This window comes from Umezawaea endophytica (assembly GCF_025061645.1).
Classification (GTDB): domain Bacteria; phylum Actinomycetota; class Actinomycetes; order Mycobacteriales; family Pseudonocardiaceae; genus Umezawaea; species Umezawaea endophytica.
In genome coordinates, this window is sequence record NZ_JANYMP010000002.1 from 1 (window position 1) to 25,603 (window position 25,603).

A 25,603-nucleotide genomic window follows, 5' to 3' on the forward strand; every position below is an offset into this window, starting at 1 on the left:
ACCACTTGAGGCCAAGGTCCCAAGACCATTTCACGTTTCTCGGATTCGGTTAGTTCGCAAGTGACTTTCGTGCCATCAGGTACTGCGTCGGCGAGGAAAGCCAACTTCCATACGATTCCGACTTGGCCGGGTACATCCAGCACGGTCCCTGCGGGACGGTTCATCATCGCGACCCTCTGTTTAACAATCACTGTTACCTCCCGTCGACGGGATAAGCTGGTGGGCAGTGGGGTCGACCGTTTCTGGTGCCGATCAACCCCACCGCCGTTCAGGGGCGGGTGGCGTGGGCGCTTGCGGGTCGGGACCGCTATGCAGCTCGACGCCACCCGCTTCATCTCCTGAGGCATCCGTCAATCGGACGCGGGAGACGCTTCTTGGCTGATCATTTAGTTCCGTGTTCGACCATTGAAGCCAATGTGGACTATGCGCCGTCCACTCTGAAGTCCGGATCATCTGGAATCACAATTACGTCTGCGCCCGTGGGGACGATCTGATCGAGCAGGCGGAGGCGAACGACTTCATTAGGTGATAGATGATTCAGGTCCGGTAGCACTACGCCAAGTGAGTTGCCAATTGAAAGCGCGTCCACTAGTCGAATGAAGCTCGTTCGGCCGGCATCGTTGCCGCCCGTGTGGCGATCCACAAATATCTCTTGGAGCTGGATGGATCGTGCGCGGCAGAACTGCTGAATCTCCTTTTTTTGGAAAGCTATGAGGACCTCGTCTGCCTGGTCGTGCCGCACGTATCCGTACACGGTGGGGCCTGGTTCACGAGGAAAATTCCTGCTCGATTCGGCGATGGCCATCAGAGAACCTCTGCCCGTCTGGTGACGGCAAAGTCGATGGCTGAGAGGTGGCAGGGCCTCGGTCTCTGTCGGGTTGTGTTGATTGCCATCGACGTCACCTCCGGTTGCAGGAGGTAACGCTATGTGCGCGTCGACGGCTGAAGGGACAAGGAAGGGACAAAGGTTGCCGGTGTGCGTTCGCTGTACCGTGGAGGGAGCCTGACTCCTCCTGTAGCGAAGTAGGTCGCCATGCCCACAGATGAAGGCCTCGACTGGGCCGGCAAGCGTGTGAGCGCGCAACGCAAGCTTCGAGGGCTTTCTCAACAGCAACTCGCTGACGCGGCAAACGTCAGCAAGAGCCTGGTCAAAGCAGTGGAGCAGGGTCGAGTTCCCGCGTCTGCCGCGTTCATCGCATCTGTATCCCGTGCTCTCCTGACCGACGCCGCAACCCTCCTGTCGCAGCCTTACCTGTTGGATGATCAGGACGGTCGCAGCGTTCACTCGGTCATCCCCGGCCTTCGGCGTGAGATCGCTTCGTATCGACTTCCGGTCGATGACAAGGTTCAGCCGCGTTCGTACTCCGACCTGTCTCAAGCGGTCGCTGCTGTCTCGAAGAAGCGCCACGCTGCGACGCTCGACACCCTAGGAGCTGAACTTCCGGGTGTTCTTTCCGAAATTCGAGTCGCCATAGAGTGGGCGAATCCATCGGACCGAATGAAGCTTTACGGGTTGTTGGCCGAAGCTTATGCCGCCGCTGGACAGGTTGTCTGGAAGCTTGGCTATCCAGACCTGTCCTCGCTGACAACGGAACGTGTGGAGTGGGCTGCGAGGAAGTCTGGTGACCCGCTCGCGATTGCTGCCGCAGACTTCTACGTCGCCGGTGAATTGATCGCAGCAGCCGAGTGGAGCGGAGCGTTGAGATACCTTGACGATGCTCGGCACCGGATTGAGGACGAGGCACGTTCGGGCAACGAGGCAGCTCTATCCATGTACGGGGTTCTCCACTTGAAGTCCGGTCTTGCCGCAGCACGCGCGGGCGATGCCGTCACATCAGATAGCCATCTTGATGAGGCACGTGACACGGCCAGTCGTGTCCAGCCGGGGAGCGATTACTACCGGCTTGCATTTGATGCTGACTCGGTAGCGATTTGGTCGGTCGGTTTGGCGGTAGAGCGACTTGACGGTACCGAAGCGGTAAAGCGCGCAGATGGTCTTCGATTCCGGTCCTCGACCCCGCGTGAGCGTGTCGGCCACCATTGGATCGACCTGGCTAGGGCGTATCAGTTGCATGGGAACCGTGAACGTGCGCTATCGACACTGGTGGTGGCAAGGAGGGTTGCGCCTCAGCAGGCCCGCTATCACCCTCAGGTCCGCGAAACCCTGGTGACACTTGCCGAACATGATCGCCGTCGATCCGAGTCTCTCGCAGGCATGGCCCGCTGGGTGGGCGTGAAGCTGTGAGAGAGGTGGAGCAAGGCATGAGGGGGTTGATGCCCCTCAAGCCTTGCTGCCTGTCAGCTAGCTGGCACCACGGGGACCTACGGGCCTGATGGCCAACTCAGGGCCATGAGCAGCCACAATAGAGTTCTCATGCTGTGTAGTCAGCTCCACCAGTACTAAGGCCGCTTACCGATCACGGTAAGCGGCCTTTTTACCGCAACCAGTACCGCAACGGCGGGCTAACTGACGCTCTCTCAGTCAGCGTCGAAGAACGTTCCCATGGTGTCCAGCGCGTCACGTTGAACACGCTCGATCACCTCGACATAGGTTCCGGTCGTGACCGTGATCGAGCTGTGCCGCAGGATTCGTTGAACGGTCGCCGCCTCCACTCCCATCGTGAACAACAGCGTCGCGCACGAGTGGTGGCTCAGCGCCGTCGTCAGGGAGACACGAAATCCTTGGAATCCGACCATTCCCAAAATGCGGTTTGATTGCTGATCTCTTCCTGGACCGAATCGAAGACCTGCTGCATTTCTGAGGTTTCCGTCACGTCGACGGCGACGTGGTGGTCGCCGTTCCACTCGCTCAGCAGTCCGGCGGCCTCCACGGCATCGCGCAGCGCGAATCGACTGTCCTTCGAGGGGCGTGGTTCTGCGAACAGCACCCGCAGGACTCGGCGGCCCGACTTGCTGATCACACTTTCGACGGAGTCCGAATGGCTCTTCTTCACCACATCGCCCAGTGCGAGGCCGTAGACGTAGAAGGGGATGCAGCACACCTCGTAGCCGGCGTCTTCCTCGAGTTCTTGGAGCCACAGTTGCTCAAGGGTGTTGTCGAGGTCGTACGGCGTCAGGTCGACCAGGGCCATGAAGTTCTTGTCGCGTCGCCACACGGGATCCTCATGACTGACGTAGGTGATTCCATCAATGGCGACCTGCAAGATGCCCTCCGGCGAAATTCGAGGATGAAGACGTGGCAGGCCGCAGGACGGCCTGCCACGTTCAACCTATGGGATCACCCTGGGACTTGCCACCGTTGCCCGCATGTTGGCAGGCCACCAAGCGGGGGGCCACTGTCCTGAGAAGTTCGGTGGCGGATTCATCGGCGCTACTCTGTCCCGCTTCGAACTGTTGCAGAAGACGCAAATCGGCGCGGTGTTCAAGTCCGTCAGGTCACCTCCGCCGATTCGGGACTCCACGTGATCGATGGCTTGCGCCATGTTCGTCCTGCAATAGGCGCACTGGGGCTGGTTCAGCGGAGGATGCCATTGCTTTCCCACGCCGTAGTCCTTGCGCATGCTCGCCGGGATCGACTTCCCCGCTCCAGGGCCGTTGCTGGAGCCGCTGGGAATGGCGTGGACCGACACCCCAGGTGTTGGGCACACACCAGGAATGGGGTCGTTGATGTTGTGGGTCAGTACCGGTGTGTCACCGGCGAACACGTAGTACGTGTGCAGGCCGTCGACCGTGAGGTTGTAGACCAGCCGGGAGTTGGCGAACGGTCTGGTGCCGGTGACCGTGGCTGGGCGGTTGTCGGCTGTGGTGAAGGTGTAGCCGGGTTTCAGGTCTTCTGCGTTTACCCAGGTGTTGAGGTTGTCCACCCAGAACGGGTGTTCGTCGGTTGAGGTGAGGGTTCCGCTGCCCGCGTCGGTGGTGATGGTGATTTCGTGGAGCAGGCGTTCCGACTGGTGGGAGCGGGTGTCCGTCACCTCGCGCGGGCCGGTCGTGTCGGTGGTCGGGTCGGTGGCAAGGACGACGTCGCCCGCCGCGATGTCGGCGATGGGTTTGCGGGAGCCGTCGGCCAGCAGGACGGGGGTGTCGGCGGTGAAGCTGTTCTTCGCCCACGGGACGGTGCAGGAGCCGCCCGCGGCCGCTGACTGCTTCGCCTGCTTGCCCTTGGAGCCCGGCTTCTTCCTGCCTGCACCCGCCAGGTCCATCAGGTCCTCGGCGTACGGGATGCCGGACGTGGCGAGGGTTTCCGCGACCTGGGTCTGTACGGCTTCCTTGATGATCTCGTGGCCGGTGCCGAGCATCGCGGTCTTGATCGTGTCGTAGACCTTGTTGAGGTCCTGCACGTTCGTGACCGTGGCCTGCACGATGCGGGCCGGGGCGTTGGGGACCGAGGAGACGATGTTCTTCGCGTTGGCCATGCGCGGCTTGAGGGCCGCGGCCATCGCGGGCATCGGGTTGGACTTGACGGCGGTCGCCACGGCGGCCTTGGCGGCCGTGGTGCGGCGGACCGCCGCCTGCCACGCGGCGGCTGCCGCGGCGGCTCGTTGGGCTGCCGCGGCGGCCGCCAGGGCGCGTGGGTCGGGTACCGCCTTGCCCGCTGTCGGGACGTCGCCCTTCTTGATCGGCATGCCGTCGGGGCCCTTGCCCGCCTTGCCGTCGGGGGAGCGGCGGACGTTCGGCGCGTCGGGCGTGCGCGGGGTCGGGACGTTGTCGCCCCGGCGCACCGCGTCCATGCCGCGGTTGCCCCACTTGGCCGCCGTGGCGCCCCAGCCGCCGAACGGGATCATGCCCGCGGCGGAGAGGCCCGCGTCGACGTAGTTGCCCTCCGCCAGGTACCACAGCGCGTTGACGCCGTCGGCGATCTCGCCGAAGCCGGGTACCAGGCCCGCGACGTCCAACGCGGTGTGCCCGACGGTCGAGAGGTTGTCGCCCACCCAGGAGACCGCGTCGTCGAACCAGCCGTGGCCGTCCGGGTCGAAGCCGTTCAACGGGGAGCCGACGCCGTAGACGTAGCGGTTGAAGCCCGCGGAACCCGGCCCGCCCTGCGTGACGGAGTCGCGGGAGATGAACGAACCCGCCGTCGGCTCGTACCAGCGCGCCCCCATGTTGACGCGGCCGCTGTCCGGGTCGGTCCAGTCACCTTGGAAGCCGACGTTCCGCTTGGTGCCCGTGCTCGCGGTGGGCTTGCCCCACGGGTCGTACGCGGTGGAGTCCTTGAGCGTCGAGGTGACCGGGTCGAGGCCGCCCACGACGTCGCCGTGCTTGTCGGACAACAACAAGCGCTTGTCGGCACCCGACGAGAGGGACAGCAGTTCGCCGGACAGGCCACGGCCGTAGGTCGCGGTGTCGTCGCTGACCGGGTCGATCTCGACACCTGAGTACTGGAACTTCTTGGCGCCGCGGGACACCGGGCGGTCGAGGCCGTCGTAGGCGTACTCGGTCGCGCCGACCTTGAGCAGGCGGTCGAAGGCGTCGAAGTCGAACGTCTCCGCCAGGCCCGAACTGGTCCTGGACGCCCGCGTGCCGCGCGGGGTGTACGCGTACGTGTAGTCGCCGTCGGACAGCATCCTGTTGCGCTGGTCGAACGTGACCGCCTTGCCGCCGTTGAGGATCCGGTTGCCCGACTTGTCCCACCCGTAGGCCGTGGTGGCGCCGTTCGACGTCCACGACAGCGTGCGGCCGAGGTCGTCGTAGGTGTAGGTCTGCTCACCGGCGCCCGCCGTGCCCGCCGTGACCTTCTTGGTGAGGCGGTCGACCTTGTCGTAGGCGTAGGTGACCGACGACAGGGCGGCGCCCGCGGCGTTCTTGGTGACGTCCGAGGTCTCGCGGCCGAAGTCGTCGTAGCCGAACGTCCGGATCCGGCCCGCCCCGTAGTTCATCGTCTCCAGGAGGCCGGACGCGGTGTAGCCGAAGCCGATCACGCCCCCGGTCACGCCGTCCTGCACCGAGGACAGCCGTCCGCCGGTGTAGGCGAACCCGGTCGTGCCCGCGGCGTCGGTGCGCGACGACGGCCTGCCCTGCTCGTCGTAGGTGAACGACGACTGGCCGGACGGGCCCGCCGTCGCGGTCAGCAGACCTCGGTTGTCGTACTCGTAGGTGTTCGTGCCGCCCGGAGCGCTGATCGTCTTCGGCCTGCCGACCGCGTCGTACGTGACCTCGCGGTCGGCGGTGGCGACCGAGGCGCCCGCGCCCGTCTCCTTCTTCAACCGCCCGAGGCCGTCGTAGCTCCGGGTCCTGGTCACGCCGCCGGGGTTGGTCATGACCGTCGGCCTGCCCGACGCGTCGTAGGCGGCGGTCCACGTGCGGTCCGCCGGTGCCGGGTGGGCGGTCGTCGAGGGCTCGACCGTCGATTCGAGCTTGCCCAGCGCGTTGTAGGTGAAGAACGAGCTGTTCTCGCGGCCGTCGGTGAACCGCGTCGGACGGCCCGAGGTGTCGTAGCCGAACGACGTGGTGATCGACTCGGTCGCCGACACCGGCTCGACCTGCTGGACCAGCTTGCCGAGCGCGTCGTAGGACGACCTGGTGACCTTGCCCGCGCCGTCGGTCGTGGTGAGCCGGTTGCCCGCGTTGTCGTAGCCGAACTTGAGGGTGCGGATGATCTGGCCCGCGGGGTTCAACTCGTACTGCTCGACCTGGTTGCTCGCCTGGTCCAGCTTGCTGTACCTGGCGCGGCCCTGGCCGTCCTTCGAGTACACCTGGTTGCCGAAGCTGTCGTAGCCGAACTGGCTGACGACCCCGGCCGGGTCGGTGGTGGTGGTCCGCTGGCCGAGCTTGTCGTAGGCGAACCTCGTCACCTCGTTCTTGGGCGAGGTGACCGTTTCCAAGTTGCCCGCCGCGTCGTAGGCGAGCTTGGTCTCGAACGCCGCGGGTTGCGGGCGCAGTTCGATGGCGGTCGACGTGACCGGCCGGTCGAACTGGTCGTAGGTCTTGCGGGTCTCACCGCCGGTCGGGTCGGTCTCGGACAGCACGCCGCCGGTGTGGGTGTAGCTGTAGCGCCAGCTACCGCCGGGCTCCGACGGGTTCGCGGGGTTCGGGTCCTGCTTCTCCACCAGGCGACCGCGCTGGTCGTAGTACATCCGGATGACGGAGCCCGCCGGGTCGGTGGTCCTGGTGGCCCGGCCCATCGCGTCGTACTCCGCGGACACCACGCCGACGACCGGGTCGGCCGCGCCGGGCGCCCGGTAGGACGGCGACTCGGTGCGGACCGTGCGGCCACCCTTGTCGTACGCCAGCTTCATGACGCCACCCGCGGGGTTGCGGATCTCGGTGACCTCGCCGAAGGCGTTGTACCCGGTGGACGTCGTCGGCCTCTTGAGCGACGGCGCCTGGCCGTTCTCCTCGGTCATGACCGGCGGCTGGACCACCGACGCGGTGCGGCCGCGCTCGTCGTAGCGGTACTCCGTGGTGTGGTCGGCCGCGACTGCGCCCGTCACGTTGCCCAGCGGGGCGATGACGGACTTGACCAGGTCCCGCTGGTCGTAGGTCGTGCGGGTGACCACGGGGCCGGTCGCCCCGCCCCGCAGCGTCTCCTTGACCTGCCTGCCCCAGGTGTCGTACTCGAAGTCGACGATCTCGCCGAACCAGGCGTTGAACGACCCGGCGTTCGAGTAGGCGCCGGTCCTGGTGACCTGCGTGATGTTCCCGCTGAGGTCGTACTTGTACTCGGTGCGCCTGCGGAGGGTGTCCGGTTCCTGCACGGTCGCCGCGAGCCTGCCGGTGGCGTCGACCTCGTGCTTGACCACCTTGCCGCCCGCGCCGACCTGCTGGACCAGGTTGCCCGCCGCGTCGTAGGTGTTCTGCTGCACCAGGACGGCCTCGGTGGGGGACTTGCCGTCCGCCTTGGCCTTGATCTCCTTGACCAGGCCGTCGCCGAAGTAGCCGTACTGCGTGCGCCGTCCCATCGCGTCGACCTGGACGGACAGCCTGCCCGAGTGGTCGTACTGGTTGGACTCCAGCACCAGGTCGGGCAGCGGGGCCTCGGGGTCGGCGGCGGGCGGGACCTCGGTGGCGCCCGGCGTGATCGCCCTGCCGTGCCAGCCGACGAGCCTGACCTGCGCCACCCGGTTGCGGGCGGTGTAGGTGTAGGTGGTCTTCACGCCGTTCGCGTCGACCGCCCACGTCCGGTTGCCGAACTGGTCGTAGCCGAAGGACGCCTCGTTGCCCGTGGGCCCGGTCGCCTTGGTCATCCGGCCGTACTCGTCGAACTCGAACGTCGACCTGCGCGGGTTGCCGGTGTCGGCGGAGTCGACGACCTCGGCGGCCTTGGTGTTGCCGTCCTGGTCGTACTCGGTCTTCGCCGTCTCGGTGCGGGTACCGCCCGAGACCGCGTTGGTCGTCGCCGGGTAGGTCACCTCGGTGACGCGGCCGGACCTGTCGTACTTGAACGTCGTGCGCACGCCGCCCGGCTGCGCGTCGGAGTACTCGGTCGCGGCCTTCTTGCGGCCGAGTTCGTCGTACTCGAACCGCGTGCGCAGCCCGGCGGGCGACACCGTCTCGGCGAGGTCGCCGTTGCGGTAGTACCTGTTGAGGGTCGTCGCGCCGCGCGGGTCGGTGGTCGCCTTGAGCAGTCGTCGCGGCGCGAAGCCGCTGTCGACCGCGGGATCGGTGTCCAGCCCGGTGTAGGTGTGGAACGTGGACCCGCCGTCCGGGCTGGTCTCCCTCTCCAGATCGCCGAAGTCGTTGTAGTCCGACGTGGTGAGGTAGGTGTTGTCCGTCGGACCCGACGACCTCGCGTCACGGGTCGCGATCAGCTTGTCCGCGCGGGGATCGGTCGGGTCGGCGGACGCGGGGTGGTAGTCGTAGTAGGTCGTCTGGCAGTTGCCCTCCTCGCGGCAACTGATCTTCGACTTGAGGTTGCCGCGGTCGTCGTGCACGAGCTGGGCCTTGTTGCCCTCCTCGTCCACGACGGTGGTCTGGAAGCCGGAGGAGTCGTAGTCGTACAGCCGGACGCCGAGGCTCACCACGAGCCCGTTGCAGGTGACGACGCCGTCCGGGTTCGTCGTGCAGTCGCGGCCGACGACGTCCTCCGGACGTGGGCCCGGCCCGATCGGGGTGACCTGGCGCAGGATCCGGCCCTTGAGGCCGTCGAAGTCGTAGTACTGCGGCCTGCCCGCCGGGTCGACCACGCGGACGGAGCGGATGACGTTCGTCTCCGAGCCGCCGATCGTGGGCACGTCCAGCAGCCACTTGCCGCCGTCACCGTCCACGTAGGACTTCATCCGGTCGTTCACGTGGTCGTACTCGACGCGCGCCGCGACCCGCAGGCTCGGCATGGTGACCTGCTTGATCTGGTCACCGACGTTGCGCGCCTCGTAGTGCGTGCGCACCTGCGTGTCGCCCAGCGGGCGGGTGTAGAGGGCGAGCTCGTCGACCAGGCCCGCGTACGTCCGGCGGCCCGCGGGGATCTCCGGGAACGCGCCGACCGTGAACGCGGCGCCGACCTGCGCGTGCTCCATGCGCGGGTGGTCGATCACGCCCTCGCGGCTGCCCACCTTGGCGCCGTCGAGGTAGAGCGACTGCGTGGCGAGGGATCCGGTGAGCACGACGTGGTGCCAGTTGCCGTCGTTGACGGCGCCCGCCGTGGCGATGGGGTCGATCCGCCCGTTCCAGAACTGGCCGCGCAGCCTGCCGTCCGAGCCGACGTAGAGCACCGGCACGCCCGCGCCGGGCGTCTCGGCGAGCGCCTTGTCCTGGTAGCCGAACAGCGGTCCGGCCGACGTGCCGCGGAACCACAGCTCCACGGACAGGTCGCGGTGCTTGTTGACGGACTGCTCCGGCAGCCGCACGTGCGCGTTGCCGTTCAGCTCGACCGCGTTGTCACCGCTGCCCGCGATGGCGCCGGGCTTGCCGTAATTGGTCTGGCTGAAGCCGACGAACGCGCCCTTGTCCTTGCCCAGCTTGACGCTGATCTGGCTGTTGACGTCGCCGCCGCCCGCTTCGCCGAGCCGCCAGTAGGAGTCCGGCCGCGAGTCGAGCACCGTGCTGCGGTAGTGCGAGCCGTCCTCGTACTGGTAGCGGGTGCAGGGACCGTCGGGGCCGCAGACCTCCCTGAGCTGGTCGCCCTCGTAGACGTACTTCCACTCCAGCGCGGCGCCGTCGACCGGGTCGGTCTTGACCGAGTCGATCTTCCCGCCGGTCCAGTGGAACGTCAGCGTGCGGTTGCTGGTGCGGCTGGTCGCCTTCCAGAGCTTGTTGCCGGTGTCGTAGATGAACTCGACCTGGCGGCCCGCGTTGTCCCGGACGTGCTTGATCTCACCGCCCCGCAGGAACGTGTAGACGGTGCGGTCCTTGTCGACCAGGGTCCAGCCGCTGGACTCCGTCTCGGGGATCCTGGTCAACGTCGCGAAACGGCCGGGCGGCGCGGTGTAGGTGTCGTCGGCGTTGCGGCCGAACCGGACCTGCTGGCCGTCCGGGTAGGTGACGACCACGTTCTTCGAGCCGTCGAGGTCCTCGACGACGCGCATGTCGTAGCGCGACGACCAGCCGGAGCCGAAGGCGAGACCGAGTCGCGGGTCGAGGCTGTTGTAGGTGCGCGCGACGTTCAGCTCGGGACCGACGGTCGCGGCGGCGGCGTCCACCGCCGCGGTGGTGTAGTTGCCGACCATCGGGTCGAAACCGAGGCCGTTGCCGGTGTAGGGCGCGTTGCCCATGCGGGAGGTGATCTCCGGCTGCGGCACGGAGGTGATCAGCGCGGAGAAGGGCAGGCCCTCGCTCTCCGACTGGCCGTCCCACAGCCACGTGCGCCAGAGGTAGACCTTGTCCCACCGCAGCTTGGCCTCGGGCAGCGTCCAGTAGACGTTGGGCTGCCTGCCGGAGTCGAAGCAGTTGACCGGGGCGTTCTGCTGGTCGCGCTCGCAGACCTCGAACCGGTACTGCAACGGGTCGTTCTCGTGGTCCGCGCCCTTGGCCCACAGCTGGGGCTGGAGGGTCTCGACGCTGTGCCCCGCAGGCGGGTACTGCTCGCTCACGATCGGCGGGATGTTGAAGATCTGCAACGTGATCCGGGCAGGCGCCACCTGTTCGTCGGTGAAGAGCACGTTGTTGTGGCGCATGGTGAAGTCCAGGACGTAGACGCCCTGGTCCTGCCTCTCCACCTTCGCCTCGAACTCCACCTCCTCGCCGGGCGCCACGGTGTCGCGCGGCAGGTCCGCCGAGGCCACGGTCCTGATGAGGTTGTTGTTGCTCGCGTCGAAGAGCTTGTACGACAGGCCGTACGCGGACTTCGTCCACGCGGTGGCGCCGGTGTTGGTGACCTTGATCCTCACCTTGCCGTCCTGGACCCTGGTCACCGGCGGGTTCGGGATCGGCTGGTCGATCACGTACTTGGCGTTGTACGGGCTGTGCGTGACGAAGAGCCTGGGCGGGTTCGCCGAGTTGCTGCCGGTGAACTTCTTGAACCCGGCGGAACCGCTGTCGACGGCGCGCAGCGCGAGACCGTTGTCGGCCGCGCCGTTGGCCCAGTCCTGGACCACCTGGGTGCCCGCCTCGCCGAGGTCGATCAGCTCGGGTGCGGCGGGGCAGGGCGAGCGCGTCTGGCCGACGGCCATGAAGCCGTGGGAGAAGGAGGCGCCCGCCACGGCCTGGCCGAGCGGCGGGGCCGGAGCGCCGTTCGCGCCCCAGCCCGCGCCGACCGGGTGCACGGTCAGACCCTTGGGGGTGCAGGTGGTCGAGTCGAAGTTGACCACCTGGAGCGCGGCGCCGAAGATCTTGTTGTTGCGCAGGTTGGCCACCACGCCGGGGAACCGGACGTAGGAGGTGTAGCCGTTGCCGACCAGCAGCTCGCTCGGGTTGTTCTGCCGAGTGGTGCCGCTCAGGTACATGCTCGTGGTGCCGCGGGCCTCGAAGACGCTCGGGTCGACGAGCACGGGGTACGTGCGCGCCGGGTCGTCGAGCCACGCCGCGTCGAGCACGACGCGCAGCGTCCTGCCGTTGTCCACGACCTCGTACCGGACGCCGTGCGACAGCGCCGGGGCGGACTCCTCGGTCCTGGGCGCCGAGTCGGTCATGAAACCGGCCGGGATCCGCAGCCGCTCCTTGCCGTCGCCGTCCGAGAGGGACACCGCGCCGTCGACGACCGCGGCGGTGAGACCCTTGAGCCGCAAGGGGAAGTCCCACGTGCGCGAGACCGCGCGGTCGTGCAGGACCAGGGTTTCCTTGGCGCCGCCCGCGAGCGATTCGACCTGGAGGTCGACGTGGTCGGCCACGCCGGGGTAGGTGATCGTGGCGCCGTCGACCCGGCCCGCCACGTCGCGGGCGCCGCTCAGGCCGTAGGCCAGTTCGTGGGCGTCGTCGAGCTTGATCGTGACGAGGTCGGCGGCCGAGGCCGATCCGGCCAGCCGCAGGTCGACGTCGTCGGCCTTGTTGCGGTACCGCCCGTCCTGGCCGACCAGCGTCGGGTCGATCGGTGCCCAGGTCCCGTCCGACCGCCGGTAGTTCAGCGGCGCGTCGCTGAACTCGGTGGTCCGGGTGCCGTCCGGGTTCCGGTACGTGCGTTCGTTGCGTTCGCGCCGACCGGGTTCCTCGACGCTCGCGTTGGCGTCGAACCCGGTGCGGTTCAGCACGGGTTCGACGACCTGGGCCGTGTTGCGCACCCCGTCGCCGGACTTCCGCTCGACGGCGGTCGCGTACTTGGACCGCTCGGAGACCGGCATGCCCCAGTTGCCGTCCCGGCTGTCCCCCTCGGACGGGAGGCCGTCCGCCGTGCCCCATTCCTGTTGGGCCGCGAGGCCCCTGGCCGTGGCGACCCGCTCGGCCTGCTCGGCTTGATCGGCGCTGTCGGACCCGAACCCGACCCAGGGCAGCCGCGAAAAGTCGGGCCCCGCCAACCCGACGACCAAGGTCACGGTGAGCAACAACCCCAGGAACGGGACGAAGAATCTGGGCGCGCGAAAGCGCGCGGCACGACGGCCGACCATGTGTGAATCCCCCCAGCATCAGGCCCCAAGAAGCAGCCGGTGCGGAGCATATGTTCGGGCGGCCGCCATCACAAGAGCCGTGACAGTGATCACCGAGAGTAGTTGATCTTCGGGTGGGAGATGCCCCTCGCAAGGGCTCCCCAGGAGCCCGACTTGTCTGGTACAACCTGCTCTGTCGGCATCAATTGGGGGGCGACAACTACCGGGACGCGTGGACCTCCCACGTGTATTCGAGCGCGCCCGGACGAGGGGCAAGCTCAATGAGAACAACGCCGCGCCAGTCGCTCAGACGCCTGGTGCAGATCGCGCTCGCCGCCATCCTGGGGGTCGTCGGCATCCCGTTGCTGACGAGCACCTCCAACGTGGCCAACGCGGTGCAGACCGCGCAGTGCTCGGCCACCGCGAACGTCTTCCTCGGCATGGCGGGCAGCCCGGACTTCCGGTTGCGCAAGCACCGCGAACCCGTGTCCGGCCAACCCACCTGGGAAGGCGACGACGGCATCGGGTGGGGCTGGGACGTCCGGTTCATGGCCGGTGCCAACGGTTACGTCTACTTCATCGAGAACGGTGAGCTCCGGAGGCACCGCTGGCTGGGCACGGGGTGGGAGAACGCGGGCGTCTCCGAGCTGATCGGCTCGGGGTGGAGCGGGTGGGAACTCCCCGCGTACCACTTCCGCGTCACCGTCGACTCCAACAACAACATCTACTCCGTCGCGCAGGACGGCAACCTCACCCTGCACCGGTTCAACGAGACCACCAAGGTCCTGACCAGCACGGTGGTCGACACCGGCTGGAACAAGTACGACCAGGTGCTGGCCGGGGGTGACGGCGTGCTCTACGCGCGGGACCCCAATGTCGCCGGTGGCACGCTCTACCGCTTCCAGCACGACTACCGCACGAACACGTTCTCCCAGAAGGACAAGAACGTCGGCAACGGCTGGAACGGCTACAAGCAGATCAGCTCTCCCGGCGCCGACGTCCTCTACGGCACCTTCGCGGGCGGCGAGACCTGGTGGTACCGCTACCTCCCGGAAACCGACACCTGGGCGAACAGCGGGTACGGCAACTGGAAAGAACGGATCACCACCTGGACCGGTGTCGACGAGATCGCCCCGGCGATCGACACGTGCAAGCTCGGCGCGCTCGCGTCCGAAGTGGAGTGCAAGCCGTCGGCGAACGTGTTCGGCGCGATGGCCGACACCTCCTTCCGGATCAAGCCGCACCCGGAGCCCGAGACCGGCATCACCAACTGGGACCCGGAGGTCACCGTCGGGGCGGGGTGGAACGGCACCCGGTTCATGTCGGCCCCCGGTGGTTACAAGTACATCGTCCGTCCCGACGGCTCGATGGTCCGGCACCGCTGGCTCGGTACGGGGTGGGCGAACGGCGGGACCAGCGAGCTGATCACCGCGACCGGTTGGGGCGGCTGGACGGAGAACGCTTACCGCCACCGGCTCACCATCGACGCCAAGGGTGACTTCTACGGCGTGGCCGCGGACGGGAACCTGCGGCGCTGGGTGTTCAAGGAGGCCGACAAGTCCTTCACCGAGGAGGTCATCGAGGGCGGCTGGGGCAGGTTCGACCAGGTCTTCGCCGCGGGTGACGGCGTGCTCTACGCCCGCGACCCGTCGATCGCCGGAGGAGCGCTCTACCGGTTCCACTACGACGCGAAGAACCGCCGCTGGATCGACTACGCCCGCGCCGCGAGCACGGGCTGGAACATGTTCAAGCAGATCGTCTCCCCCGGCGCGGACGTCATCTACGGTCTGTCCGGTTGGGACGTCTACTGGTACCGCTGGGACGCCACGACCAAGGACTTCGCCCTGAGTTCCGAGGGTTCCGGGCGGGAGTACATCGCCTGGTGGCAGAACGTCGACGAGATCGTGGCCGACATCGACGCCTGCAAGCTCAAGGCGCCGGAGACCATCACCCCGCCGTCGGTGCCCGCGCCGCTCGACGAGCGCACACAGATGATCTACAACCCGCAGAAGCAGCGGTTCGAGGTGTCCTGGGTCGAGGACTCCGGGGTGCTCAGGCGCGGGTGGCAGAGCACGTCCGGCACCGAGGTCGTCGAGTTCCAGGCGTTGTCGAGCACCGGCAACGCGGGCAGCGCGGCGCTCGCGCAGCAGCAGGACGGCAAGCTCGTGGCGATGGCCAGGGGCACCGACGCGCAGGTGAAGGCCCACGTCCAGCAGCAGGCGGGCAGCGACAGGTGGGTGGCGCCGGTCGGGGTGAACGGGGCGTTGAACACCAGCCCGGTGCTGGCGCGCAGCGGTGACCTGCTGACGGCGTTCGCCGTCGACGGCAACGGGAAGCTCTGGTACGCCGAGCAGCTCGGCGCCAACCTCGGGTTCAAGGCGTGGCGCCAGGCCGCGGATCCCGTGTCGTACACGATGACGTCCGGCTTCGCGGTGGTGCCGCACGGCAACTACTTCGAGATCGCCTACCTGAACCCGGTGGGCACGGTCGCCGTCAAGAAGTTCAGCAACGGGGCGCTGTCGCCGCAGCGGGTCGCGTCGGGGATCACCGGTGTCGGCACGCCGAGCGCCGTGGCGTTCGCCGACGGCAAGGTGCAGTTCGTGGTCCGCGCGTCGGACGGCAAGCTGTACACCCAGAAGGAAGGCGCGTCCGGTTTCGCCGGGTGGACCGACATCAGCGGTGACGTCGGGACCTTCGCGGGCAGCCCCAGCACCATCGTCAACGCGCACGGCATCGTCGAGACGGTGATCCGCAGCGCGGGCGGCGGCGTCTACCGGGGCGGCCAGACCGCGCCGGGATCGACGACCTGGCGGCAGAACTGGGACTACAGCACGCACTCCTCGTCCGTCGACCCGGTGCTGGCCGCCGGGGTGGGCAACGAGCAGCGCGTGTTCATCCGCTTCTCGGACGGCAACTACGCGATGTGGTTCGTCCCGCCGTACACGTCGACGGACCAGGCGTCGGCGCGGTCGGCACGGGAGACCGCGTCCGCTCCGGCGGTCAAGCGGAAGATCGGCTGATCTGACGGGACGGTCCGGGGCTCACGTGCTGCACGAGCCCCGGACCGTTCGTTTTTCGGGTCTGGTCAGGGGCGAGGTGCGCTATCGGCGCGACGGCATCGAGGTTACCGCCGTGCGCAGCGAGAGTGACCTGCGTCACGCCTGAGCGTCGTCGAAGGACTGGCGGAGGGCCTCCAGCACCTGGTGTCGAAGACCCGCGCCGACGGCGATGGTGGCGGTGGAGTCGGCGTTGTGGGTGGTGTCGTCGAGGTCGACGACCAGGCCGCCCGCTTCGCGGACCAGGACGGTGCCCGCGAGGGTGTCCCACGGCATGTTGGCGAGGATCACGGTGGCGTCCAGCTTGCCCTCCGCCACCCAGGCCAGGTCGATCGCGGCGGTGCCGATCATGCGGATCCGCTGCGCCGTAGCGCCGAGGCGGGTGAGCAGGGCGATGCGGACGGCGTTCTTGGTGGTGGCGTCGGTGCCCACGGCGAAGTCGCCGATGGAGATGACGGCGTTGGGCAGGTCTGCCACCGTCGAGGACCGGATGCGGGTGTCGTTGGCGTAGGCGCCGTGGCCCGAGGAGGCGTGGTAGTCGACGCCCAGGAACGGCAGGGTGATGGCACCCAGGACGGCGGTGCGGTCGGCGACCAGGCCGAGGGAGACCGCGCACAGGGGGATGCCGCGGGCGAAGTTGGTGGTGCCGTCCACCGGGTCCAGGGCCCACCAGAGGTCGGTGGGGCCGGTGTGGCCGTGCTCCTCGCCGAGCACGCCGACGTGCGGCGCCTCGGCCAGCAGGAACGTCCGGACGGCGTCCTCCACGGCGAGGTCGATGTCGGTGACCAGGTCGCGTTCCGACTTGGTGGTGACGGAACCCACGGCGCGGGTGGTGATGATCCCGCTGCCGATCGCCACGGCTTCGCGGGCGATCGGCAGCAGGTCGTGGTGGTTCACCGGTCCACTGCGCGGGGCAGGTCCGTGGCGAACACGTCCACCTGCGGGAGGTCGTGGCCTAGGCGGTCGCGCTTGGCCGTGAGGTAGCCGATGTTGTGGTCGTTCGGCTGCACGAGCAGCGGCACGCGGGCCGCGACGGTGATGCCGTTGGACTCCAGCGCCTCGATCTTGTCCGGGTTGTTGGACATGAGCCGGACCGAGTTGACCCTGAGGTGCTTGAGGATCCTGACCGCCGGGCCGTAGTCGCGGACGTCGACGGGGAGTCCCAGCGACGTCGCGGAGTCCAGCGTGTCCAGACCCTGCTCGTCTTGCAGCACGTGGGTGCGGACCTTCTCGACCAGGCCGATCCCGCGACCCTCGTGGCCGCGCAGGTAGATCAGGATGCCGCTCCCCTCGGCGACTATCCGGTTGAGGGCGGCGTCGAGCTGCTCCCCGCACTCGCAGCGCATGGCGCCGAAGATGTCGCCGGTCATGCACTCGGAGTGGACGCGGATGAGCACGTTCTCCCTCATCCGCGTCTTGCCGTAGACCAGCGCCATGTGCTCGTGACCGTCCGCGCGGAACGCGACGGCGCGGAACGTGCCGCGGCGGGTCACCAGATCCGACTCGGCGACGTCCTCGTGGCCGATGGCTTCCTCGTACATCCGATCCCCTCATCGCCCGAGACCGGCCGATCGTCATTACGCTCGGCCGGAAGTTGCACCGTAACCCGCTCTCCCGATGGAGGTCACCCTGTTCAGCATCACCGTCCGCGACCACGTGATGGTCGCGCACAGCTTCCGCGGCGAGGTCTTCGGTCCGGCACAACGTCTGCACGGGGCAACGTTCGTGGTGGACGCGCGGTTCAAACGAACCGACCTCGACGAGGACAACATCGTCGTCGACATCGGACTGGCCACTGAGGAGCTCAAGACCGTCCTAGCCGAACTCAACTACCGCAACCTGGACGAGGTACCCGCTTTCGCCGGGGTCAACACCTCGACCGAGTTCCTGGCGAAGCACGTCGCCGACCAGCTCGCGGACCGCGTGCACGCCGGGGCGCTTGGCGAAGGGGCGCGGGGACTGGCCGCGATCGAGGTCTCGCTGCACGAGTCGCACGTGGCGTGGGCGAGCTACGAACGCGCTCTGTGACCGTGCACGTCGTGCTGCCGAGCGGGGTCGACGACCCGTCGGTCCCGAGCGGCGGCAACTCCTACGACCGGCGGATGTGCCGGGAACTGGTCGCGCTCGGCGTCGACGTGCGGGAGACCGCCGTGGGCGGCGCGTGGCCCGGCGAGGGGGACGAGGAGGCGTTGGCGCGAACGCTTGCGCAGGTCCCCGACGGCGGTGTCGTGCTGGTGGACGGCCTGGTGGCGTGCGGTGTGCCGGACGTCGTCGTGCCCCACGCCCGGCGGGTGCGGCTGGTGGTGCTGGTGCACCTGCCGCTGGCCGACGAGACGGGGCTCGCACCCGAGGTGGCCGCGGCGCTGGACGCCGCCGAACGGGAGGTCCTGCGGTCCGCCGCCGCGGTCGTGGGCACCAGCCCGTGGGCGTCGCGGCGGCTCGTCGAGCACCACGGGCTCGACCCAGAACGGGTGCACACCGTCACGCCGGGTGTCGACCCGGCACCGCTCGCGCCCGGCACCGACGGGGTGTCGAGGCTGCTCTGCGTGGCGTCGGTCACGCCCCGCAAGGGGCACGACGTGCTGCTCGACGCGCTGGCGACCCTGGTCGACGCGCCGTGGACGCTGGACTGCGTCGGGCCGCTGGGGGCCGAGGCGCACGTGAGCGCCCTCCGGCGGTACGGCGACCGGGTGCGGTTCACCGGGCCGCTCAGCGGCGGGCCGCTGGACCGCGCGTACGCGGCGGCCGACCTGTTCGTGCTGGCCTCCCGCGCCGAGACGTACGGCATGGTCGTCACGGAGGCGCTGGCCCGCGGCATCCCGGTCGTGGCCAGTTCCGTGCCGGACGCGCTGGGTGGCGGCGGCGTGCTCGTGCCGCCCGGTGACGTCGCCGCGCTCGCGGCGGAGCTCCGGCGCTGGTTCGGCGACGAGCGGGCCCGGCAGGACCTCCGGGAGGCCGCGCGGAGGCGGAGGGACCAGCTCACGGGGTGGGGCGAAGCCGCCGGGTCGATGGTCCGGGTGCTGGTTAGGGTGCGCGGATGAGCTTCGCTCCCGAATGGCTGGCACTGCGGGAAAGGGCCGACGCCGAGGCCCGCGCGGTGGACCTGCTCGACCCCCTCCGCGAAACACTTCTGAACCGAACACCCCTAGTTGTACGTGATTTAGGGTGTGGAACGGGATCGATGGGGCGATGGCTCGCCGGACGGCTGGGAGGTCCGCAGCACTGGGTGCTGCACGACCTCGACCCGCGTCTGCTCGAACTGGCCGGTGCGAGCATGACGGGCGCCGGCGTGACCGTGGAGACGCGGGAGGGCGACCTCACCGCGCTGCGTGCCGACGACCTCGTCGGCACGTCCCTCGTGACGGCTTCGGCGCTGCTCGACCTGTTCACCTCCGAGGAGGTGGACCGGCTGGCACGGGCGTGCGCCGGGGTCCCGGTGCTGTTCACGCTGTCCGTGGCGGGTCGGGTCGAGCTGGACCCGGCCGAGTCGCTGGACGTCGAGTTCCAGGACGCGTTCAACGCCCACCAGCGGCGGGTCGTCGACGGTCGGCGGCTGCTCGGCCCGGACGCCGTGACGGCCGCTGTGGCGGCTTTCGAGCGCTCCGGCGCCGAGGTGATCACCCGGCCCAGTCCGTGGCGCCTGGGGCCCGATCAGGCCGCGTTGACGGGGGAGTGGCTGCGGGGATGGGTGGCCGCCGCCGTCGAGCACGAACCCGGTCTCGCCGACGAGGCGCCCGCGTACCTGCGCAGGCGGCTCGACGCGGACCTGACCGCCGTCGTGCACCACACCGACCTGCTGGCCCTGCCGAGGGCCGCCTGATGCGCCGCGCCTGGCCGTGGCTGCGCCTGCTCGTGGCCGTCGGGATCCTGGTCGCGCTGGGCGCGCGCCTGGGCACCGACGCGTTCCTGGACGGGCTGCGCGCCGTCGACGGCTGGGCGGTGCTCGCCGCGCTGGGCATCGGGTTGCTGACCACGGTGCTCAGCGCGTGGCGCTGGGTGGTCATCGCGCGCGCCCTCGGCCTGCCGCTCTCACTCGGCACGGCCGTCGCCGACTACTACCGCGGGCTGCTGCTCAACTCCGTGCTGCCCGCGGGCGTGCTCGGCGACGTCGACCGCGCGGTCAACCACGGCAAGCAGTCCGGCGACGTCGGTCGCGGGGTGCGCGCGGTCGTGTTCGAGCGGTTCGCGGGCCAGGTCGTGCTGATCTCCGTCGGCGTCGCGGTGCTGCTCACGCAGCCCGTGCTCGCCGTCGACCTCACGCCGAACGCGGGTGTGCTGGTGGCGGTCCTGGTCGGGCTCGCCGCCGTCGCCGCCCTCGCCGGGCGGTCGGCGAAGGTGCGCCGCGCGGTGGCCACGACCTGGGTGGACGCGCGGGTCGGCCTGTTCTCCCGGCACGCCATGCCCAGGGTCGCGGCGCTGTCCGCGGCGACGCTGGCCGGGCACGTCGCCCTCTTCCTGGTCGCCGCGAGAGCGGCCGGGTCCACGGCGTCCGCCGCCCAGCTAGTGCCGCTGATCGTGTTGGCGCTGCTGGTGATGGGGCTCCCGGTCAACATCGGCGGCTTCGGCCCCCGCGAGGCGTTCCTGGCCGTGGCGTTCGGCGCCGCGGGCCTCGGCGCCGCGCAGGGGCTCACGACCGGTGTCGTCTACGGCGTGCTGGCGATGGTCGCGGCGCTGCCAGGTGTGCTGGTGCTGTTCCGCGGTCGCGCTTCACGCCTCCAGCAGGTCGAGGTACTGCCCGAACGACTGGGCCAGGCTCGCGAGCAGGGCCTCGCCCTTGCGAGCTGATCCCAGTGACGGGCGGCCGACCACACCCGACTCCGTGTACGGCGCGAGACCGAGCGTCAGCATGTGCCGCCGGTCGTCCGCGAGGTGGTCGCCCGTCTCGTAGCCGGGCCGCACCAGGTCCGGGTGCGCGTGCAGCAGGATCGACGTCTCCAGTTCGCCCGCGTGCATGTCGCTGTCGGCGGACGTCTCGACCCCCGCCGACTCCCGAGCCGCCGTCCAGTCCCCGATTCCGGGGAACAGGGCCATGCCCTCGGCCTCCTGGACGATGTTGGCCAGCACGTAGTTGCCGCCGTGGCCGTTGACCAGCACCAGGTTCCGCACGCCGGACCGGCGCAGCGAGTCCGCGATGTCCGTCACCACCGCGAACAGCGTGCGGGCGGAGATGCTGACCGTGCCCGGCCACGCCGCGTGCTCCTGCGAGCACGTGATCGTCAGCGGTGGCAGTAGCTGCACGCGGTGCGCGTCGGCCACGGCCCGCGCGATCGTGCAGGCGATGACGGTGTCCGTGGCCAGCGGCAGGTGCGCGCCGTGCTGCTCGTGGCTGCCGACGGGCAGGACGGCCACGGTCGCGGCGCGGTCCCGGACCTCGACGGTGGTGTCACTCGGAAGCAGGTGCATGCGCGGCACGGTAGTCAATCCGGTGGCACAGCGCCGGAACGCCGCCGTCCGCCAGCTTCGGCAGCACGTCCGGCAGGTCGTCGAACGGGCTCTCGCCGGTGATGAGCGCGTCGAACGCCGGATCGGCCAGCAGGTCCAGCGCCAGCGCGAGCCGCTGCGCGTACGTCCGGTCGGGACGGCCGACCACGCCGACCTGGCTGCTGCGCACGGTGAGCCTGCGGGAGTGGAAGAACTCGCCGAGCGGCAGGCTGATCCTGCGGTCCCCGTACCAGCTCAGCTCGACGACCCGGCCCTCCGGCGCCAGCAGTTCCAGTGATCGCGCCAAACCCCGTTCGGTGGCGCTGGCGTGCACGACGAGGTCCAGGTCGCCGTCCGCGTCCTCGGGCGACGAGAACCCGACGCCCAGCGCGGCGGCGACGGTCGCGCGCGTGGGATCGGTGTCCACCAGTTGGACTCGGACGCCGGGGAACTTCGCGAGCACCGCGGCGACGCTGCACCCGACCATCCCGCCGCCGACGACCGCGATCCGGTCGCCGATCAGGGGAGCCGCGTCCCACAGCGCGTTCACCGCGGTCTCCACCGTCCCGGCCAGCACGGCCCGCGCCGCGGGCACGGCGTCCGGCACCGGGGTGACCGCGCTGACCGGGACCACGTAGTGCGTCTGGTGTGGATAGAGGCAGAACACCGTGCGGCCCAACAGGTCCGCCGGGCCGGTTTCGACCACGCCGACGTTGAGGTACCCGTACTTCACCGGCCACGGGAACTCGCCGTCCTGGAAGGGGGCCCGCATCACCCCGTGCTGGTTCTCGGGCACACCGCCCCGCAGGACGAGCGTCTCGGTGCCGCGGCTCACACCCGAGTAGAGCGTGCGGACGAGCACCTCGTCGGGTCCGGGAGGAGCGATCCGGACAGGTCGGATCTCACTTTTTCCGCTTGAGGTGAACCAAAGTGCCCTCGCCGCGCGTGTCATCCAAGAACCTCCGACAAAAACGGGGCCCACTCAAAGGGGCACGATGACCACACTTCAGCACAGCAAGACGGCGTCCGCCGTGCCCGAGCACGCGGCGTGGGCCGGTGCGCAGATCATCCTGCTCGGCATCGTCGAGCGCACGGTCGGGCTCGGCCCGATGGGCTGGCTCACCGGTATCGCCTACGCGGTCGCGACCTGGTCCCTCCTGGGTTACGCGTTGCAGCGCACCGGAACCGCTCTCGGGCCCGCCGACCGGGTCACGCTCGGCAGGGGTGTGCTCGTCGGCTCGGTGACGGCGATCGTGGTCGACCGCGTAGGAGAGGGGGTGCCGACGGCGATGATGGTGGCGTTCACCGCGGTCGCGCTGTCCCTCGACTGCGTGGACGGCCAGGTCGCCCGCCGCACGGGCACGGCGTCCACGCTCGGTGCGCGGTTCGACATGGAGGTCGACGCCTTCCTCATCCTGGTCCTGAGCGTGCACGTGGCGTTCTCGTTCGGCCCGTGGGTGCTGGCGATCGGCGCGATGCGCTACGTCTTCGTGGCGGCCTCCTGGGCGTTCGCCTGGCTGCGCGCCGACCTCCCCGGCAGTTACGCCCGCAAGTCCGTGGCCGCGATCCAGGGCGTCCTGCTGGTGGTCGCCGCGTCCGGGGTCGTGCCGTTCTCCGAGTACCTCGTCGGCTTCGCGCTGGCGACGCTGGTGTGGTCGTTCGGCCGGGACACCGCGTGGCTGTTCCGCCACCGCGTCACCGCTGCCGCCGCCACCGTCGCCGAGCCGGTCGTCGCGCGGAGCTACGTCCACGTCTGACCAGGTCAGCGGCTCGCGTCAGCGCTTGGGGAAGTAGCGCAGCACGGCGACGTCACCGAGCTTCAGCACCTCTTCCAGGTGGAAGCGGTGCGCGGGCCCGCCGGGGAACTCGGCGGGACCGAGGAAGCGCGGGGCGTCCGCCTGACCGATGAGCATCGGGGCGACGGCCACGCGGATCTCGTCGGCCAGCCCGGAGGCGAGGAACGCGGTGTGGATCGCCTCGCCGCCCTCGACCATCAGGCGCTCGACCCCGCGGTCGCCGAGGTCGTCCAGCAGGGCGCCGAAGTCGACCTCGGACCCGAGCGCCACGACGTCCGCCAGGTCGCCGAGCGCGGCGGAGGCCCGTGCCGCGCCGGAATCGGTGCTGTAGACGAGCTTGTCGCCGCCGTGGTGCCAGAACTTCCAGTCCGGGTCCAGGTCGCCGGACCGGGAAACGGTGACCTTCACCGGGAACTCGGACCGTCCGCTCGCGACTCGGGCCGCCCTCCGCTCCGGGCTGTTCACCAGCAGCCGCGGGTTGTCCGCGCGCAGCGTTCCCGCGCCAACGAGGATCGCCCCCGATTCGGCGCGGATCCGGTCCACGTGGTCGAAGTCGTCCGCATTGGACAGTGGGAAGCGGTAACCGCTCCGGTCGTCGATGTGGCCGTCGACGCTGACGGCGACGCTGAGCAGCACGTGCGGTCGGGTCACGCTCCCCACCGTAGTCGGCCCGCCGAACTCCACCACCGGCTGAACCTTCCGCCGGTGGGCCGCGTTACCCCTTGCAGTGCCCCGCGCAGGAGAGGTTCGGAGAATGTCGCTCATCACCCGGTTCCAGCGGTCCCCCGTTGAGCCCGCGACCCCGGACGAGCCGCGCGCCGGGAGCCGGTGGCGGCGCGTCGCGGCACCCGCGACCACCGTGCTGGCGGGCCTGTTCGTGCTGGTGGCGCTGGTCGCCCCCGCCGACTTCGAGCGGTTCACGCCCGGCGCGTTCCTGCGCGTCCCGGTCGAGGGCCTGCTCGGCGTGGTGCTGGTGCTGGTCCTGCCGCCGAGGCCCCGCCGGATCGCGGCGGTGGTCGGCGGTGCCGGGCTGGGCCTGCTGCTCGTGGTGAAGGTCATGGACATCGGCTTCGACGCGGTGCTCTACCGGCCGTTCGACCTGGTCCTGGACTGGCCGCTGCTCGGGCCCGCGGTCGACTACGTCGACGTCACGGTCGGCCGGGTCGCGTCGATCGGCGCCGTGGTCGCCGTGGTGGCGCTGGTGATCGGGCTGGTCGTCCTGACGACCCGGTCCGTCCTGCGGCTGACCCGCGTCGTGGTCGGCCACCGCACCGCCTCGATCCGCGCGGTCGCGCTGCTCGCGGTCGCGTCGATCACCCTCGCCGTGCCCGGTGTGCCGATCTCCTCGGGTGGCGCGGCGGAGTTCGTCTACGACCACGCGCGAGCGGTGAAGGCGGGGCTGAACGACCGCGAGGAGTTCGCCAAGGAGGCCGCGGTCGACGCGTTCCGCGACACCCCCGGCGCGGAGCTGCTGACCGGCTTGCGCGGCAAGGACGTCGTGCTGACGTTCGTGGAGAGCTACGGCCGGGACGCGCTGGAGAACCCGGAGATCGCGCCCAAGGTGACCGCGGCGCTCGACGCGGGCAGCGCCGAGCTGCGCGCGGCCGGGTACGCGTCCCGCAGCGGCTTCCTGACCTCGCCGACGGCGGGCGGCGGGAGCTGGCTGGCGCAGGCGACGCTGCTGTCCGGGCTGTGGATCGACAACCAGCAGCGGTACCGCACGCTCGTCGCGAGCGACCGCCTCAGCCTGCCCAGCGCGTTCGGCCGCGCCGACTGGCGGTCCGTGGGGATCATGCCGGGCATCACGCAGGCCTGGCCGGAAGGCGACTACTTCGGCTACGACCAGATCCGCGCGGGCGGCGACCTCGGCTACCGCGGACCGCGCTTCGGCTACGCCACCATGCCCGACCAGTACACGCTGTCCGCGTTCCAGCAGCGCGAGCGCTCCACGCCCGGCCACGCGCCGGTGATGGCCGCGATCCCGCTGCTGTCGAGCCACGCGCCGTGGTCGCCCATCCCGGAGGCGGTCGACTGGGACGAGGTCGGCGACGGTTCCACCTACAACTCGATGGTGTCGGGGACCGACCCGCCCGAAGCCATCTTCGGCCGTGACCCGAGCAGCGTTCGGGCCGACTACGCGAAGTCCGTCGAGTACTCGGTGAAGACCCTGATCTCCTACGTGGAGACCTACGGCGACGACGATCTCGTGCTCGTCTTCCTCGGCGACCACCAGCCGGCCCAGGTGGTCACCGGAGCGGACGCGGGCAAGGACGTGCCGATCACGATCGTCGCCAAGGACCCCGCCGTGCTGGACCGGGTCGCGGGCTGGGGCTGGGACGACGGGCTCAAGCCCGGTGAGAAGGCGCCCGTCTGGCGGATGGACGAGTTCCGCGACAGGTTCCTCACCGCGTTCGGCTCGACCACGCTCAAGACGTCGGCCTCGCCGGAGCACTGACCCGTCCGCGGACGAGCGGTAGCGCCC

17 protein-coding genes are annotated in these 25,603 nt (G+C 69.4%); 8 read left to right on the forward strand and 9 right to left on the reverse strand.

From position 1 onward, the window contains the following. Positions 1–421: 421 nt before the first annotated feature. On the reverse strand, positions 422–805 hold the full coding sequence (locus tag NZH93_RS03575; protein WP_259621448.1) for a recombinase family protein: 384 nt from the start codon (positions 803–805) through the stop codon (positions 422–424). A gap of 228 nt (positions 806–1,033) precedes the next feature. Here NZH93_RS03575 and NZH93_RS03580 point away from each other — a divergent pair, with 228 nt between their 5' ends. Next, positions 1,034–2,245: a helix-turn-helix domain-containing protein gene (locus NZH93_RS03580; protein WP_259621449.1), complete on the forward strand. Its 1,212-nt coding sequence runs from the start codon at positions 1,034–1,036 to the stop codon at positions 2,243–2,245. A gap of 233 nt (positions 2,246–2,478) precedes the next feature. Here the strand turns inward: NZH93_RS03580 and NZH93_RS03585 are convergent, their stop codons facing one another. The 3 genes from NZH93_RS03585 to NZH93_RS03595 all read right to left on the reverse strand — a co-directional run bounded on the left by NZH93_RS03585 (position 2,479) and on the right by NZH93_RS03595 (position 12,797). Continuing rightward, complete coding sequence (locus NZH93_RS03585; RefSeq protein ID WP_259622188.1) at positions 2,479–2,697, reverse strand: hypothetical protein; 219 nt, start codon at positions 2,695–2,697, stop codon at positions 2,479–2,481. Beyond that, on the reverse strand, positions 2,664–3,164 hold the full coding sequence (locus NZH93_RS03590; protein WP_259621450.1) for a DUF4265 domain-containing protein: 501 nt from the start codon (positions 3,162–3,164) through the stop codon (positions 2,664–2,666). Before NZH93_RS03590 ends, NZH93_RS03585 begins: the two co-directional genes overlap by 34 nt. A 66-nt stretch (positions 3,165–3,230) precedes the next feature. Beyond that, on the reverse strand, positions 3,231–12,797 hold the full coding sequence (locus NZH93_RS03595; RefSeq protein WP_259621451.1) for a LamG-like jellyroll fold domain-containing protein: 9,567 nt from the start codon (positions 12,795–12,797) through the stop codon (positions 3,231–3,233). A gap of 332 nt (positions 12,798–13,129) precedes the next feature. Between NZH93_RS03595 and NZH93_RS03600 the strand changes: the two genes are divergently transcribed. Next, positions 13,130–15,868: a tachylectin-related carbohydrate-binding protein gene (locus NZH93_RS03600; RefSeq protein WP_259621452.1), complete on the forward strand. Its 2,739-nt coding sequence runs from the start codon at positions 13,130–13,132 to the stop codon at positions 15,866–15,868. 135 nt (positions 15,869–16,003) lie between these two features. Here the strand turns inward: NZH93_RS03600 and NZH93_RS03605 are convergent, their stop codons facing one another. Continuing rightward, on the reverse strand, positions 16,004–16,801 hold the full coding sequence (locus NZH93_RS03605; protein ID WP_259621453.1) for an inositol monophosphatase family protein: 798 nt from the start codon (positions 16,799–16,801) through the stop codon (positions 16,004–16,006). After that, positions 16,798–17,445: a GTP cyclohydrolase II gene (gene ribA / locus NZH93_RS03610; protein ID WP_259621454.1), complete on the reverse strand. Its 648-nt coding sequence runs from the start codon at positions 17,443–17,445 to the stop codon at positions 16,798–16,800. The genes NZH93_RS03605 and ribA overlap by 4 nt, the downstream gene beginning before the upstream one ends. Positions 17,446–17,533: 88 nt before the next feature. Here ribA and NZH93_RS03615 point away from each other — a divergent pair, with 88 nt between their 5' ends. Genes NZH93_RS03615 through NZH93_RS03630 form a run of 4 tightly spaced genes read left to right on the forward strand, consistent with a single transcriptional unit; the run spans position 17,534 to position 20,689 of the window. Next, on the forward strand, positions 17,534–17,932 hold the full coding sequence (locus NZH93_RS03615; RefSeq protein WP_259622150.1) for a 6-pyruvoyl trahydropterin synthase family protein: 399 nt from the start codon (positions 17,534–17,536) through the stop codon (positions 17,930–17,932). Then, positions 17,929–18,945, forward strand: a complete 1,017-nt coding sequence (locus tag NZH93_RS03620; protein WP_259621455.1) for a glycosyltransferase family 4 protein — start codon at positions 17,929–17,931, stop codon at positions 18,943–18,945. The genes NZH93_RS03615 and NZH93_RS03620 overlap by 4 nt, the downstream gene beginning before the upstream one ends. Then, entirely contained in the window at positions 18,942–19,724 is a 783-nt protein-coding gene (locus NZH93_RS03625) for a class I SAM-dependent methyltransferase (RefSeq protein WP_259621456.1), read from the forward strand. Before NZH93_RS03620 ends, NZH93_RS03625 begins: the two co-directional genes overlap by 4 nt. Beyond that, the gene (locus NZH93_RS03630; protein WP_259621457.1) at positions 19,724–20,689 is read left to right on the forward strand and encodes a lysylphosphatidylglycerol synthase transmembrane domain-containing protein; all 966 of its coding nucleotides are present in this window, start codon (positions 19,724–19,726) and stop codon (positions 20,687–20,689) included. Before NZH93_RS03625 ends, NZH93_RS03630 begins: the two co-directional genes overlap by 1 nt. Here the strand turns inward: NZH93_RS03630 and NZH93_RS03635 are convergent. Continuing rightward, entirely contained in the window at positions 20,612–21,307 is a 696-nt protein-coding gene (locus tag NZH93_RS03635; protein ID WP_259621458.1) for a creatininase family protein, read from the reverse strand. The genes NZH93_RS03630 and NZH93_RS03635 overlap by 78 nt on opposite strands. Beyond that, positions 21,288–22,277 (reverse strand): zinc-dependent alcohol dehydrogenase, encoded by a 990-nt coding sequence (locus NZH93_RS03640; RefSeq protein ID WP_259621459.1) that lies wholly within the window; start codon positions 22,275–22,277, stop codon positions 21,288–21,290. Before NZH93_RS03640 ends, NZH93_RS03635 begins: the two co-directional genes overlap by 20 nt. A gap of 43 nt (positions 22,278–22,320) precedes the next feature. Between NZH93_RS03640 and NZH93_RS03645 the strand changes: the two genes are divergently transcribed. Next, a complete protein-coding gene (locus tag NZH93_RS03645; RefSeq protein WP_259621460.1) occupies positions 22,321–23,082 on the forward strand; it encodes a CDP-alcohol phosphatidyltransferase family protein in 762 nt (253 codons plus the stop codon). Positions 23,083–23,100: 18 nt separating this feature from the next. Here NZH93_RS03645 and NZH93_RS03650 read toward each other — a convergent pair whose 3' ends face one another. After that, positions 23,101–23,772 (reverse strand): RibD family protein, encoded by a 672-nt coding sequence (locus NZH93_RS03650; protein ID WP_259621461.1) that lies wholly within the window; start codon positions 23,770–23,772, stop codon positions 23,101–23,103. A gap of 103 nt (positions 23,773–23,875) precedes the next feature. Between NZH93_RS03650 and NZH93_RS03655 the strand changes: the two genes are divergently transcribed. Continuing rightward, entirely contained in the window at positions 23,876–25,576 is a 1,701-nt protein-coding gene (locus NZH93_RS03655) for an alkaline phosphatase family protein (protein ID WP_259621462.1), read from the forward strand. Positions 25,577–25,603: the final 27 nt, after the last annotated feature.

What these genes read in the sequence shown, in the direction of transcription:
- NZH93_RS03575 (WP_259621448.1), bottom strand. Translation starts at nt 805, where the DNA reads ATGGCCATCGCCGAATCGAGCAGGAATTTTCCTCGTGAACCAGGCCCC.
- NZH93_RS03580 (WP_259621449.1), top strand. Translation starts at nt 1,034, where the DNA reads ATGCCCACAGATGAAGGCCTCGACTGGGCCGGCAAGCGTGTGAGCGCG.
- NZH93_RS03585 (WP_259622188.1), bottom strand. Translation starts at nt 2,697, where the DNA reads ATGGTCGGATTCCAAGGATTTCGTGTCTCCCTGACGACGGCGCTGAGC.
- NZH93_RS03600 (WP_259621452.1), top strand. Translation starts at nt 13,130, where the DNA reads ATGAGAACAACGCCGCGCCAGTCGCTCAGACGCCTGGTGCAGATCGCG.
- ribA (WP_259621454.1), bottom strand. Translation starts at nt 17,445, where the DNA reads ATGTACGAGGAAGCCATCGGCCACGAGGACGTCGCCGAGTCGGATCTG.
- NZH93_RS03625 (WP_259621456.1), top strand. Translation starts at nt 18,942, where the DNA reads ATGAGCTTCGCTCCCGAATGGCTGGCACTGCGGGAAAGGGCCGACGCC.
- NZH93_RS03630 (WP_259621457.1), top strand. Translation starts at nt 19,724, where the DNA reads ATGCGCCGCGCCTGGCCGTGGCTGCGCCTGCTCGTGGCCGTCGGGATC.
- NZH93_RS03635 (WP_259621458.1), bottom strand. Translation starts at nt 21,307, where the DNA reads ATGCACCTGCTTCCGAGTGACACCACCGTCGAGGTCCGGGACCGCGCC.
- NZH93_RS03640 (WP_259621459.1), bottom strand. Translation starts at nt 22,277, where the DNA reads ATGACACGCGCGGCGAGGGCACTTTGGTTCACCTCAAGCGGAAAAAGT.
- NZH93_RS03645 (WP_259621460.1), top strand. Translation starts at nt 22,321, where the DNA reads ATGACCACACTTCAGCACAGCAAGACGGCGTCCGCCGTGCCCGAGCAC.
- NZH93_RS03655 (WP_259621462.1), top strand. Translation starts at nt 23,876, where the DNA reads ATGTCGCTCATCACCCGGTTCCAGCGGTCCCCCGTTGAGCCCGCGACC.